The following is a 14,199-nucleotide window of genomic DNA, read 5'->3' as shown; positions in this document are numbered from 1 at the left end:
CTACCCTCTATCATACCATATTTATGAAGCAATCTCCTCGCCCGCGGCCGGTCAAAAAGAAAACCGCCAAGGCATTCGCCTCGGCGGTTCACTTCAACTAATTCCGTTTATTTCGTAAACGTCAGAATCGACAACAGTCTATACAGCATGGCCGCGCTTTCGGCGCGGGTAGCTTCACCGGCAGGGTCAAACTCGTTGCCCGGTTTGCCGTTCACAATGCCAAAGCCTGCAAGCTGGCTGATCGCTTCAGCTGCCCATGCCGGAATATCGCTTTGGTCCGTAAATGCCCCAGCGCCAGCTGCGTCACCTTTGTCCCCTGCGAACGCCAGACCGCGAGACAGAATGACTGCCATTTCCTCGCGCGAAATCGTCTGATCCGGTCTAAATTCGCCATTTTCATAACCATTGATAAGACCGGCCCCAGTTGCAGCAGCTACAACGGATGCAAACCAATCATCCGCCTGAACATCCCCAAACTTGCTGTTTCCTGCCGCAGCCGGTGTCGCAAGACCAAACAGGCGAACGACCAGCGCCGTGAATTCGGCACGCGTGATGGAACGGTTCGGATCAAATGTTCCATCGCCTACTCCGTCAACAATCAGGAGGCTCGCGAGCGCATCAATTTCTTTTTTCGCCCAATGGGTCGCCGTGTCGTCAAACGATTTGTCTGTCTGCACGATCAGGAAGGTCCCATCGGTACGGCTCATCACGGAAATCTCGGAGCCGTTGACCGTAAACGGTACTGGCATGTATACGATTTTGCCATTCGCGTCCCTATCAACGCGGACAACCGCTACATGTCCGGCCGCTGGCTGGCTGCCAAGCTTAACCGTATGTCTGATGTAATGGCCAAGATCGTTCAGAACGATCTCTTGACCATCCTTCTTCACAGCCTTCAGCGTAAAGTTAGCCGAACCCAGAACTTCGAGACCTGTCTTTTCTGCAGAATCGGCTGCCGTCTGGTCGTTTGCTACTTCGAGCTTCAACTGCAAGTCGGTCAACGAAAGACCAAGTAAACCAGCGAGCTTGCTCCAGTCGTATTGCCCCGGATTAATGCTATACGAGCCTGACTGCGATTCAAAGACGATTGTCTCTACCTTGTTCTGAGCCAGGAACTTCGCAAGTTCTGCCGCGCTGATGGTAAAGCTTGTACCTGATACCTTCACGGTAATCGTGGAAGAACTCGCATTGTTCAAGGCTTCCTCAAGCGGGCTTGAAGGGGTAGTTGTACCGCCACCGCCACCACTTCCGCTTGTTGGAGGCGTAACAACAGTTGCATCCTTTTTCGTGACGGTTAAGACGTAAGTGTCGCTCGTTGTTCCGTCAGATGAAGTGACCGTAATGGTAAATACGGTTGTTTTGTCCGGGATGTTGAACATAGCCTTAATCGGTTCATTCGGATCCTGAACACCGCCGGTAATGGTCACTTTTGCGTACATATCCGTTGGAGTAGCGGATAACAGCAATTGTTTTACGTTGCTCTCCACTTCTACCGAATAGTTCTTCAAGCCTGGAGTAACAACCGGCGATTTGTCTACTTCGTTCGTGTTATCAAAGACTTGAAGCTTCTTGATGGACACGTCCTTCGGATCGGTACGTTTGATCTGAAGCATATAGGAGGCTTTCCAGTCGCCTTTTTCAACGCTCAGCTGAACAATATACGTCTTGCTGTCTGGCATTGCCAATATAGCGTTTGTGCCCGAAGTGGAAGTTACGCCTTCAAAGGTAACCGTTGCTCCTTCAAGCAATGGGGTTGCCGCAATGGACAGCTGTGTCACCGAAGTGCTCACTGTTGCATCGTACGTCATACGCTGCATATCAAATGTTGGCGTAAGCGCAATAGTATGATTATCCTGGTCTTTAATTGTCAGATCGGTCAAACCGCGCATACCTTCATCTGTGCTCACCTTCAGTTCCTTCGTATCGCGTACACGAATCCTTACGCCATCCGAAAAGCCGCCGAGCAAGCCAACTACCTCAAGCTGTTCACCGATTGCCGCTGTTGGAACCGGACCGGACTGATTAACGATATAACCGTCCGTGAAGACCAGAATTTCTCCGCTGCCGTCATTGATGATATAGGAGTTGTCATCATATTTTTTCGTGACATATCCCTTTACTTTGACTAGCAGGCCTTGATTTGCCGGAAGACTTGCATCGCCGGTTGCTATTGATCTTGGCGTAAGAGCCGTGCCATGTTTAACGACAACGACATCCTTCGCGAAAGAGTTGAACTCCAGCTCTTTATTGTTCTCGAAGGTTTTAATCTTACCGTGAACGCGAACGGTATCGCCAACTTTGAGCGAGCCGTCCGGAACCTCTTTAAACGCCATAATGCCGCCTGTTGCGTCCTGCACGTAGAAGGCATCAAAGAACACGCCAGCACCTGTAGTAACCACGCCTTGAACAACTACATCCGTACCGTCTTGCAAAGCGCGTGCTGAGCCAATATCCGAAACGGCTGCTCCCCGTCCCGCCAGCCAGTTAATTGCATTCAGGCCAAAATCATTGTTGCCATAGTCGCCGTACGTATTATCCCACTCCAGGTCGTTTACGACGTTCATGCCTGTAACCACGATACGGCTGTTGTTAGGCAGAACTTCTGAAACGATAGCCGGAATAGCCGAGCCGCCAGTTGCATCGGACACGACGTCATACGTATAAGTCGGTGACTTCACATTGCCTTGGTAAGTCGTTTCGTTACCGCCGGCGAGAATCGATACGGAATCGCTATTCGTCAGCGGACCGCCGCCAAGCTTGAACAAGCTTGAGCCGCTATAGTATTCCAGCCAGTTCACACCGTCCATAATGCCGTTGTCTACAATATTAGGGAACATCTTCACCGCGTGTTTTGTTGTAGCTGGCGTTGACCAGTAGTTCCCTGTAGCGGAATCGTCAAAAATACCGTCACTGGAGATCTGTATCGTTGAACCAATCGACTCCAGCAAATCATTGTTCAAAGTTGGGTCGAGGCTGAAGTTGCTTTTGCCGAGCATGAACAAGGAACCGCCGCCGTCGACAAAGGTTTTGACCGCAGCATTCTCGTCTGCCGTGAAATCTACGTTAGGGTTGGTTACCACAAGCACTTTAACCCCCGACAGCACTTCCGCAGTTAAAGCCGAAGTATTTTCCGCAACGGTGTAGCCTTCCTGCGCAAGCATTTGCTTGAACAAGCCCATTTTGTTTTTATAGGTGCTGCTAGGGTCTCCGGAAGTATTCTCGTTCTTGTGGCCGGCATCAATCATGATTTTAATGCCAAGCGGAGCTTTTACCGTAACATCAATCGTATAGGTATTGTCTGCCGGGTTATCTCCTTCAGGCGAGGATAAAACTGCAATCAGCTTGTGATTACCAACAACAGGATCCGGCCATTTCACCGTTACCGAAGCGATCGTATTGCTCGCAAGCGAATCAATGGTGCTTTTGCCGATCAAATTCGCTTCATCCATGTTGTCGTAGTAGAATTTCAACGACAGGTTAGTAAGCGCGCTAGTACCCGTATTGCTGATATCTGCTTTTAGCGACGCTTCCGTTCCTTGGATCAGAGCAGCGCCTTCAACTTCGGCTGCAGAGATTTTGACATCTACTGCCGTATCCTGCGACCAGATCGGAGCCGAATAGGCACGCTCGCCGTCCATTTGCGTTACGCGGACCATGTACCATTGCTGGCCGCCCGATACTTCAACCGATGGCTCCCATGTGAACGACTTCGAGCTCTCCGTCGGTACATACGAATCGATTACTTTGCCGCCGTTCGAGATCAGTTCAACCTTCGCGATATTGTCATTCGACACATAATTAGCAGGCAAATAATTATATTCGGCCATGGAACGGGATTCCGTAACCGTGTCATTGCCTTTTACGCTGAAGTTCAGCTTGGAACCCTCGGCAACGCCGCCCATATAAGTGCCGTTAGCCATAAAATCCAGTGTCATATTAGGATCTTCGACCATGTACACGCGTCTCTTCCGCATCGAATCAAGAAGCGATTCCGGCGACAGATCCTTCGATACGATAATCGTGCGTTTCATCGTTTGGCCCCATGTGCCGTCATGGTTGTCTTCCCCATAGGTCGGAGCTACCTTCCAGCCAAGATCAAGCGCGCCAAAATAAGTCTGTTCCGCATTTGCGTACGAGTAGTGGCCCGAACCGTTGCCGACTTCAAACATCGTAAACAGCTTTTCCGCTTCCACGTTAGGCTTCATATTATTGAAGGAGCCTTTCGGATCGTTTGGATGGTTGAATTGAGCTACCGCTTCGTCATGGGTCAATACCCACGCGTAATACTGATTCACATCGGTATTGTAAATACCGCCGTTTTCTTTGCGGTCAATAAAGTTTTCCGTACCAAATACATTGGAGTGTCCCCATGAAGTCGAGGTCATCTCAAATGCCGGGAATACGACAAATTCGTTATTTTTCGTATATTCCTTGGAAAGAGTCTTCGTCAGCTGCCAATCCGCACCGCCTGTTCTTTCCTCCATGCCGCCCTCGTTCTTCACCGTGTCGGTGAATGTACCCGATGCCGGCGCATCGATATCATGGGAGTGGTCGGAGAAAGCAAACCAGTCGTAGCCGTATTTCTGAGCGGCCTTCAGGGCATCTTCCGGCGCGCCTGTGCCGTCATGCGAAATATTCGTATGGTTATGCGTAGTTCCGCGGTAATGATTGCCGCCCGTAAATGGCTCGCTGACAATAAACGACCATTCGAAGGAGCTTGCGTTGCCAACAGCATCTTTAGAGGTAATCTTTAACGTATGAGTGCCAAGTACAAGATCTGTTGCAGGCGTATACGTTACCTTCACATGCTGATTCGCTGCCGATGCAGGAGTTTTCGTAATGGAAGGCGTAACGTCTGCTCCGTCCAGAGCCAGACTGATCGTATTCATATCAACGCCGCTCAAATCATCCAGCTCGATTGCGATCGAAGGACGATAAGTTTCCACCCGGTAATCCTGTTCAGGCACAGCTCCTGTATATTCCGGACCTTCCGCATCCGAAATCAAGGTCACGGCATAAGGTGATGCTGCCGAGCCTGAAGTTTTGGTCGCTACAGCGGAAGCGGCTTCGATATAGTACTCGAAGTTGGAGCTGCCGATCGCGTCCTTCGAAATTGTACCGGTATACGAGCTGCCGCTTGTCAATGTCATTGGAACAGCCGTATATTCGGTCGTTCCCGCTTTGCGGTAGTACAGCTTAACCGAAGTCGCCCCGTCCACGCTTGCTTCAATGTTGACATCAACATTGATATACGTTTGTTGGATAGGCGTATGCGTGATCGAAAGCGTAGGAACAATGTCCGCTGCAGAGCGAGGGAACAGCTGATAGCCCGTCGTATATGGACTGCTGCTGTCATATTGCCCTACTAATCCTGTAATTACGTACGTCTTGCCTACTTGCATGGAGGACGAAACATCAATTCCGGTTGTCGACATGACGCGAACAGTAATTGTTTTGCTTGTGTCAGCTGGATCCTGTACCGTCATGTTATAGTTTGTACCGGAAGCCGTTTGCGAGGTTACCGTCGCCGTAAGAGTGACGAGCTTTCCTTCCAGCGGCTCAGCCGAGCTGTAATTGGTTAAGCTCGATGCCGTTGTCTCAACCGGAGCCGGCAGATCAGCGCCTTCCCCCAACCGTTCTACTGCAGATGGCTGGAATTCGGATAAACCGTTGTAGAAGATAAGCGTCCCTGTCAAACGGAGACGGTCACCCTGAGCGATCGTCAACCCGGAGGTTGTGCTTCCGTATACATTAACTCCTCCTGTACCATCCTGGACATAGTATGTATTTGCTCCCAGGATATTGTTCGCGGCTGTTGCCACGCCTTCAATGGTAAACGTCTGATTCTTGTAGACAGGTGATCCTGTAGAATCAACCTGACGCAATGTGCTGATCGGCGTTACGCCTGAAGTATCCAGGCTTTCTGCCTTAACCGCATCGCTTTCAAGTCCTCTTCCGTTTGCGGTATTGATTTGTTGCGTCACATAGACCGCAGCAGGAGCATTATTAAGCGCGAAGCTAAACGATTTGTCGCCGTTAGCCGTTACCGATTGGGCACCGCCAGTTGTCGACAGCTTATTCGTCATTGCTTCATCCGAATAAACGGAAATAATAGCACCGCCCGCTCCGGCTGTGCCGGTAACCGTCCCAACATTCGAGCTGTCAACCACATAACCGTTCACCGTAACGGCAGGCGATTTTGCAGCTTCATTAATGGTCAGGTCAACGCTTTCGGTTTTGCCCGTCTCATGTACCGTAACAATTACCGAAGCTGCCGTACCAACAACCGCCTCAAACGTACCGTCTGCTTGGGATGTTGTTGAAGTAATCAGCGTATGAGTATCCGTTGTATAAATACGTACAGTGGAGCTTGATGCAACTGCACCAGCGTATCCGGTCAAAGTACCGGAGAGCAGTTGAATATCCTTGCCAGAAGCTTTTGAACTAGCCGGTTGCTCGCTTCCGCCGTCAGATGGCGGAGCTTCAAGCGGTGAAGCAGAGTTTCTTGGATTAGGAGCCACTACGATAAAATCGGCAGAGTTATCATTCGTGTCGTAACCTGAACCTGAACCTGTTGTTCCTGTTGTATCCGTAGAGGAAGCTTTGCGGATAGCCGCTGTTGTTGCCGATATAATAGGTGTTTTTGCTGTTTCAAATTGATTGGCATCACCATATCCGACGAAATCAACTATCGTCGGATCGTTTAATTGCCCGATGTCCCCTGCAGGAGTACCTTGAATCGATACTGTAGAACTGACCAGGGCAACCTTGCCGCTGCCAGCCGCCATCGAAATAGTTCCGGAGGCATCAGGGGTAGGTAATTCGGCAGACGCAGTTGTACCTCTCGAGCCTTGAATTAAATAATAACCATGAGCATGGATGGTACCTGAAAGATTGGTTTTGCTCGTCAAAGCCGACGAACCTCCCGCACTTCCGTATTGCACTGACCAGTTATTAAGCGAAACATCCGAATTGGTCGGGTTGTACAGCTCGATAAAATCGCTCACATATACGGAGCCCGAGTTCCCGCCTGCTCCATACACCTGGCTGATTACCACGTGGTCGGCTATCCCGGTTGCTGCTTGTACCTTGGGAACACCAACACTGGACACTATTCCTGCTGACATCGAAGCAAGCAGGAGCATGCTTGTCCATTTCTTCTTTTTGCTTGACAAAGACTTAAACATATGTCACTCTCCTATTTGAACAAATGTTCAAATTTCACTTTCCTCTTGAACAACCGCAAAAACCCAATCATGAACGACCCTCGATCACCTTCCTGCACTTTTTGTCGAAACCACACCTGAATTTAACATTACAATGTAAACTCTAAATCAACGTTTGATGTAGTTTTATTAAATATAACCATTGAAATTTCGAGCTGTAAACAAATTCCTTGTTTTATGTTAAGTATATGTAAACTTTAAATTTATTTAGGTCAATTTAATTGACATGACTTTTCCTTCAGACCTATAATTTTAATTAATCATAGCTACATCTGGGGGTTGTTTTATTGAACAAAATTTCAAGAAGTAAGCGGTTAATTATGTCGCTTTTGTTCATGTCTTTTCCGCTTATGACGATGCCGGGAATAGCTAGCGCTCACCCGCTTAGTGCAAGCTATACCGAGATTACGTTTGAGAAGGACCAGACCAAGCTGGATTTCTCTCTTGACGAATTATCCGTGTTGGAGAAGGTTGATGTGGATACAAACGGAGACGGCAAGCTTGATCAGAATGAGTTGACGGCTAATCAGGCAACGATCATTCATTTTATAGAGGATTCCATGTATCTCGAAGTCGGACAGCAGGATCAGGCAGGGAAAGATGCCGGCATTGAGTTTTCGAAGAAGAACGACATGACCTATGTCACCGTTCATTTTATTTACCCGGCTGTCCCTTACGGCGAAACCGTTCATTTGAACGACGGCCTTTATTACAATGACGGCAATACGAATTACGCAAACCTGCTTGTCGCTAAAAGCGGCTCTGATGTTAGTCAGGCTATCCTAACGGGTAAGGACCGCGATTGGACGATGATTCATACGGAACCGCAGGTCGAACAAGGACAAGGACCAGCATCAGATTCTTCGTCAGCCGCTGCGGCAAATACCGCACAATCGCAACCCGAGGCAACCCAGGAATCTGCAGCTAAATCTGTTTTTAGCCTGAAGGATTCCGCCTGGCTCTCTTTCTTCAAGCTTGGCATGCATCATATCTTGGGCGGTTACGACCATTTGCTATTCTTGCTCGCCCTCCTGTTAGGCAGACAAACCTTTAAGCAGTATGCAGCCACCATTACAGCATTTACGATTGCCCACAGCATCACGCTGACATTGACGTATTTGAATGTTCTTCATTTTCCTTCGACTTTTATCGAATCGGTCATCGCCTTTAGCATTGTGTACGTAGCAATCGAAAATATTTTCTTCAAAAAAGTTCGTTTCCGTTGGCTTGTCACCTTCGCCTTTGGCCTGATTCATGGCATGGGCTTTGCCGATATCTTGCTTGGTATGGACATCCCTAAACCGTACGTAGCTATAGACTTGGCAAGCTTCAACATCGGGATTGAGGTCATCCAGCTTTGCTTGATCGCCTTGGCCGTCCCTGTAATCCGGTATGCACAGCGTTATAAAGGTTACTTCCGGACCGTACAAGCCGCATCGATCCTAATCGCCGCGGCCGGCGCTTTCTGGTTATATGAGCGCCTTCTGTAATTAGCGATAAGAAAGCCTGTTACCCGAGTCACTCGGATAACAGGCTTTTTTCAACTTCTTAAATACTATGCTGCGTGTTCAAATCAGGACGCTTGTTCGTTACGAGGTACACGACGCTTTCGCCGATGTTGGTCGCATGGTCGCCAATCCGCTCGATATTGCGGGCTACGAAGTTCAGAACCGTTGCCTGCGAGATATTGCGCGGGTTCTCCATCATAAGCGATAGCAGCTCGCGCGAGATTTGGGCGCAAAGCGCATCGACCTGATCGTCCTCCGTTGCCAGCTTGTAAGCCAGATCCACGTTTTCCTGCACAAAGGATTGAATCGATTCGTACGTCATCGTCTGCACGATTTCCGCCATACGCGGCAAGTCGATCAATGGCTTGATAAGCGGCTGGCCTTCGAGACGGATAACAAACTTCGCGATGTTTACGCAAAGATCGCCCATTCTCTCGAGATCGGATGCAATCTTGAACGCAGCCAGAATCCGGCGAAGATCCTTCGCAACCGGCTGCTGCGTTGCAATCAATTTAGAGCCAAGATCGGTAATCTTGTCCTCCAGATTGTTCAAATGCTGGTCATTGTTGATAATCGCTCTTGCCTTTTCCGTATCCGTGCCGCTCAGCGCCTTCATCGAATCAACAAGCGCTTCCTCCACGAACGTTCCCATTTCAACGAGCAGATTATGAAGCTGCTCCAAGCCGTGGTCAAACTCTTTTCTTGTCGTCATCATTTGTACACTTCCCCCTTGTGTTAGCCGAAACGTCCGCTAATGTAGTCTTCCGTACGCTGGTCGCTTGGATTGGAGAACAACTTCTCCGTCTCCGAGAACTCCACAACCTCGCCGTTCAAGAAAAATACCGTTTGATTGGAAACACGAGCCGCTTGATGCATGTTATGCGTAACCATGACAATCGTATAACGGTCTTTCAGCTCTTGCGCCAATTCTTCAATCTTCAGCGTGGAGATCGGGTCAAGCGCCGAAGTCGCCTCGTCCATAAGCAGAACATCCGGATTAACGGCAATCGCACGGGCAATACAAAGACGCTGCTGTTGGCCGCCGGAGAGGCTAAGCGCGGAGCGCTTCAAATAATCCTTTACTTCATCCCACAGTACAGCCGACTTCAGACTTGTCTCGACAATCTCGTCCAGCTGCTTCTTGTTCGTAATGCCATGGAGGCGCGGACCGTAGGCTACGTTGTCGTAGATGGATTTCGGAAAAGGATTCGGCTGCTGGAACACCATGCCAACCTTCTTGCGAAGCGTCTCGACATCTACATCGCTAGAGTAGATTTCCGTTCCGCCAATCGCGATGCTCCCTTCGATTCTTGTTCCCGGGATCATGTCGTTCATCCGGTTAAGCGTCCGGAGCAGCGTCGATTTGCCACAGCCGGAAGGTCCGATAAACGCGGTGATCGCTTTCTCCGGAATCGTGAGCGATACATCCTTCAAAGCATGGAAAGCTCCGTAATACAAATTCAATTTGTTAATGTTAATTAAGGGTTGCGTCTGCAATAAAGTTTGCATGATCGTTCTCCTCCGTATATACATGGATAATGAACAGCAGCCCCAGATGAACGAGTTTCATACTGAGGCTTGGCCATTCATTTCGAATCATAACCGTGAGTATAATGGGTAACCTATTGGATAATCGTAAATTTCGTTTTTTTCTCTGACGTATCTATCCTACTAGCCGTTTGTAAATCGGGTATTGTTGTTTTGTAAATTCCGTGTTAAAAATAGGACCCCAGAAGCTTATCGATCTCCTTGGAGACATGTACCGTCTGCTGATAAGCCTGCTCCGACAGCTTGCCAATTTGCTCCGTGCTGTTCTTGCTGTTCGCCGACGCCTGGAACAGGTGACTGAACACGCTGCCTGCCTCTTGAACGCACGATTCGCTGACTACGGCTTCTTCCCTGCCTTCGCGCGCAAGCGAAGCGGTCTGTTCAATCGCCGCGACAATCGTCTTCGTCAGCGTCGTAATCGCCTCGGCGGAACGCTTCGTCTCGCTGGCCAGCTTCATCACCTCGCCGGCTACTACGGCGAAGCCTCTGCCATGCTCGCCTGCGCGCGCCGCTTCGATGGAAGCGTTAATGGCAAGCAGGTTGCTCTGCTCCGCCAGCTCCTTGATCAGTTTGGAGACATGGCTGATGGAGCCCGCTTCAGACTGCAGCTCATTCATCCGCTGCTCCTGCTGCATCGAATTCGCGGCAAGCTTCCCGAAGGCTGCGGTCACCTTGTCCAACTGATTTTTGCCGCTTAACGTCAGATCCACCATATCTGCGGAAATCTGCTTCCCTTGCAAGGCCGATTGACGCACCGAGCTTACGGCTTCGTCGATTTCTTTCATCCGGCCACCAACGCTGTTGATTGTCTTCACCTGTCCGTCCACCGCTTCCTGCTGAAGCTGCCTGGACATCCGAAGCAGATCCGATACGGTCAATATCCCGACAATCCGTTCCTCTCCGGTTACAATTACGCAGTTATATAGAACACTATCGTCACGTTTTAGAGCATTATCGATTAATTGTTGCGGGGAATAAGATTGATCAACGATTAACGGGGATGAATCCATCAACTCCGATATCGGCTTTTCATAATACAGATCTACGCCAAACCTCTGGCTGAGCCGCATAAAAAATTGATTACGCATCATAAGACCAACCGGCTTGTCCTTTTCTATCCCCTCGCCGGCTATAACTACGCATTCACTGTCGGGATATTGCTTAAATAACGCAATAGTATCTTTGCAGGAACAGGAGGCTGCAATAACCGGCGCCTTGCGAATGTACTCCAGCAGGCGGGTTGAGGTTGGGGCAGCAGCTTCAACTTGTTTCTCTTGCGGTTGACGATCCAATACAGCAATGGTCATAGTCTCTCACCTTTCTCTCTGTGGACTCCTTTAGCCCTACTATAGGGCTTAAGCATCAATTCCATTTCATAGAAATGTTTTCGCAGCGTAAAAAGTATCGAAAAATACCGGTTTATTGTCGAAGCAAGCCGCATATGGCCAGAAAAAAATAACGGCGCATCTATGCGCCGTTATTTGTTAAACTTATCTCTTTAGTTCCAGGCCGCTTCCACCCATACGCCTTCCGGCTTGCCTGAGTGACGGATAAGCAAAGTTCCTGAAGCTTCATCATAGGCATAATCCGCCTTAAGTCCATCCGCCGTTACCGCCTTCGGAGCCGAAGCGGCAAGCAAACGAATGCTGACCGTCATATCCGATGGGCTCTCCGAGCGGAACGCAATCGTCTTCGCGGTTGCCGTTACGTCTTCGATACGCGAAGAGCTGACCAGAACCTTGGCCGCTTGGTCGTCGGATGTCCGCGCAGCTTCCAAATCGTATAACAAGCAATTGTCGCCCGGCTTTAGCTCCACGTTACGGACAATCGGAAGGTCGTCCTCGAACAGGTCGATAAATCTTCCTTCAAGTGTACTGCCATCGGTAACGCTGCTCTCATCCAGAGCTTGCGCAATGACATAAGGACCGCGCTTGATGCGGAGAATTCCGCTTTCCCGGTAAGCATCCGCTTCGCCTCTAAGCTTCAGCGCCAGCTTCACGCAATCCCGGACGGAATCAGCGCCTTCGCTGGTACGCGATAGAGCAGCCGGATGCACGCGTCGCACGAGAACAAATCCGTCCCCGTAAGCATACTCGCCATCCTCCTGATTGGCTGCTAACCCAAGCGTTTCGAACAGATGCTGGTCCGGACGCTCGTAAGAGCGGCGGCTTCCTTCCCGGTTCCACCATTCGCTTACATTGTGGAAAGTATCCGATCCGTCGCCAACGTAGACAAGCACGCCGCCGTCTCTGACCCATCCCGCAATAGCTTGATGCAGGCCGGCATTCTCAGGCTTCATGAACTCATAGCTGAGCAGCAGCACTTTGTAGTCATCAAGATACCCAGGGAAGGTCAGCGCATTATCCAGCTGCACCGGACGGAGCGGAACACCATGCTTCACAAGCGGCAGCGCCAGCCCGTAAAAGGCCGAGAAATCGAGCAGCTCCCGTTGTTCCGGTGACAGCATATCCGACGTTGTCACGCCGCCTTCTTTTTTGCCTGCCGAGATTTCCGACTCTCCCGGTAGAACATCACCTCGCTGGTACATAGCCGAATTGGACAAAAGCAGTCCGATGCCGCTTGTATAGACATCAGTCTGCTCTTCCTCATGATGATGAAGATCTCGGAGCACGTTCATCACCGTAAGCAGAACGGTCTTGTAGCTCGCCGGTATTCCTTCCTTGCCTGTGCCGTCCTCCGTCGGATAGCCGCGCGTGAATACCCTCCACGGCCAAGGACAAACCTCAAACTTCGATACGCCGGGATGAAGCAGGGAAGCGACAACCGTCGCGCGGTAGTTATAACGGTAATCGCTCCAGCTATAGCGGGGATTATCCTCGATCGGATCGTGAAGGAACCACATGTCCCTTCCCGTACCGCGGGTCAGCTCCTGCATGACGCCGTATTCCAGGAATGCCGTCTCGAAGGTACGCTCCCGCCGGATGCCCCGGTATACGTTAGGCGTTCTAGCCGTACCCGTCCAGATCTGCGCGATAAATCCGTCGCAGGATGGCATCGACACAAGCAGCGCCTCCGGGCTGATAATGCGCCATTGCGTGTAGTTAATCAAGCTATGAGTAGGAACATAGAACCGAACCTGGCGGTTATACGTAACAAGCGCGTATTCCTTCATCTGCGCGCAAAGCCGGTCAAGCGCACGGTAATACAGATACGCCTTCAGCTTCGAAGCCCGGTATTGCGCGTCCGGCGATAAGTGAGGAGCCTTCCACGGCTCCCCGTAATAGGTCAGCCACTCGCGCTTGAACGCCTCGGAATAACCCGACGCCGCCCAGTATTCCGGTTCCTCCAGATGGATCGCTTCAACGCCGCAGTCAATCGCCTTCTTGATATAAGTGGCCAAATATTCGGAGAAAGCGATTGTCGGGTCCATATACGGCACGTCTTTCCCATGCTGAATATAGTTGCCGAACCGGTCCATTTGGGCTTCGTCCCAGTGATTTCTTCCGTCGAATTTCTCGTATAAATAATCCTGGTACTCGCCCCACGAGACGCCGGTCATGAGATGAATCGTATAGCCGGCTTTCCTCCAGCCCTCGATTCGTTCCTCCAGCTTATCCGACAACCCGTACACCATGACAAAATCCGTTCTAAGATCATACTTCGGCCCATAAGGACGAGATTCCTGAAATCCCGTCCATTCGGCGCGTTCATGCTGTTTCCCCACTCGCATGATGCCTCCTTTGCAGCCGAACCGTTCGTTCGGCCTGTCTTTTTCATTTGGTTACGAAGGTCATTAAGATGATTCGGAAATCAGAAAGTACAACAAGTAGTTCTTGCCCCACATATTAATATAAATATTGGATATAATCAATATTTCATTATTACATCCAGAGCGAACAATTCGACATAATACTTTACCGGTTTTAGATAAAAACGACCAATTTCGAACTAGTTCG

General features: G+C 50.0%; 6 protein-coding genes. 1 reads left to right on the top strand and 5 read right to left on the bottom strand.

Going from position 1 to position 14,199, the window contains the following annotated elements:
• Positions 1-107: 107 nt before the first annotated feature.
• A complete protein-coding gene (locus tag WFJ73_RS00400; protein WP_336770947.1) occupies positions 108-7,187 on the bottom strand; it encodes an S-layer homology domain-containing protein in 7,080 nt (2,359 codons plus the stop codon).
• A 326-nt stretch (positions 7,188-7,513) separates the two neighbouring features.
• Between WFJ73_RS00400 and WFJ73_RS00395 the strand changes: the two genes are divergently transcribed.
• Complete coding sequence (locus tag WFJ73_RS00395; RefSeq protein ID WP_336770945.1) at positions 7,514-8,716, top strand: HupE/UreJ family protein; 1,203 nt, start codon at positions 7,514-7,516, stop codon at positions 8,714-8,716.
• A gap of 58 nt (positions 8,717-8,774) precedes the next feature.
• Here WFJ73_RS00395 and phoU read toward each other — a convergent pair whose 3' ends face one another.
• The 4 genes from phoU to WFJ73_RS00375 all read right to left on the bottom strand — a co-directional run bounded on the left by phoU (position 8,775) and on the right by WFJ73_RS00375 (position 13,973).
• On the bottom strand, positions 8,775-9,446 hold the full coding sequence (gene phoU, locus WFJ73_RS00390) for a phosphate signaling complex protein PhoU (RefSeq protein WP_041614094.1): 672 nt from the start codon (positions 9,444-9,446) through the stop codon (positions 8,775-8,777).
• A gap of 23 nt (positions 9,447-9,469) precedes the next feature.
• A complete protein-coding gene (gene pstB / locus WFJ73_RS00385) occupies positions 9,470-10,243 on the bottom strand; it encodes a phosphate ABC transporter ATP-binding protein PstB (RefSeq protein WP_116393773.1) in 774 nt (257 codons plus the stop codon).
• 206 nt (positions 10,244-10,449) lie between these two features.
• Positions 10,450-11,589 (bottom strand): methyl-accepting chemotaxis protein, encoded by a 1,140-nt coding sequence (locus WFJ73_RS00380; protein ID WP_336770941.1) that lies wholly within the window; start codon positions 11,587-11,589, stop codon positions 10,450-10,452.
• Between the two features lie 191 nt (positions 11,590-11,780).
• Positions 11,781-13,973 carry a hypothetical protein gene (locus tag WFJ73_RS00375; protein WP_336770939.1) on the bottom strand — a complete coding sequence of 731 codons (2,193 nt, stop codon included), beginning with the start codon at positions 13,971-13,973 and terminating at the stop codon, positions 11,781-11,783.
• Between the last annotated feature and the right edge of the window lie 226 nt (positions 13,974-14,199).

Source organism: Paenibacillus sp. MMO-58 (assembly GCF_037146255.1).
Taxonomy (GTDB): domain Bacteria; phylum Bacillota; class Bacilli; order Paenibacillales; family Paenibacillaceae; genus Pristimantibacillus.
This window is presented reverse-complemented; position numbering and strand designations above follow the sequence as displayed.

Excerpts from the sequence above, each read along its gene's own strand:
- WFJ73_RS00400 (WP_336770947.1), bottom strand. The coding sequence starts at position 7,187 with ATGTTTAAGTCTTTGTCAAGCAAAAAGAAGAAATGGACAAGCATGCTC.
- phoU (WP_041614094.1), bottom strand. The coding sequence starts at position 9,446 with ATGACGACAAGAAAAGAGTTTGACCACGGCTTGGAGCAGCTTCATAAT.
- pstB (WP_116393773.1), bottom strand. The coding sequence starts at position 10,243 with ATGCAAACTTTATTGCAGACGCAACCCTTAATTAACATTAACAAATTG.
- WFJ73_RS00380 (WP_336770941.1), bottom strand. The coding sequence starts at position 11,589 with ATGACCATTGCTGTATTGGATCGTCAACCGCAAGAGAAACAAGTTGAA.
- WFJ73_RS00375 (WP_336770939.1), bottom strand. The coding sequence starts at position 13,973 with ATGCGAGTGGGGAAACAGCATGAACGCGCCGAATGGACGGGATTTCAG.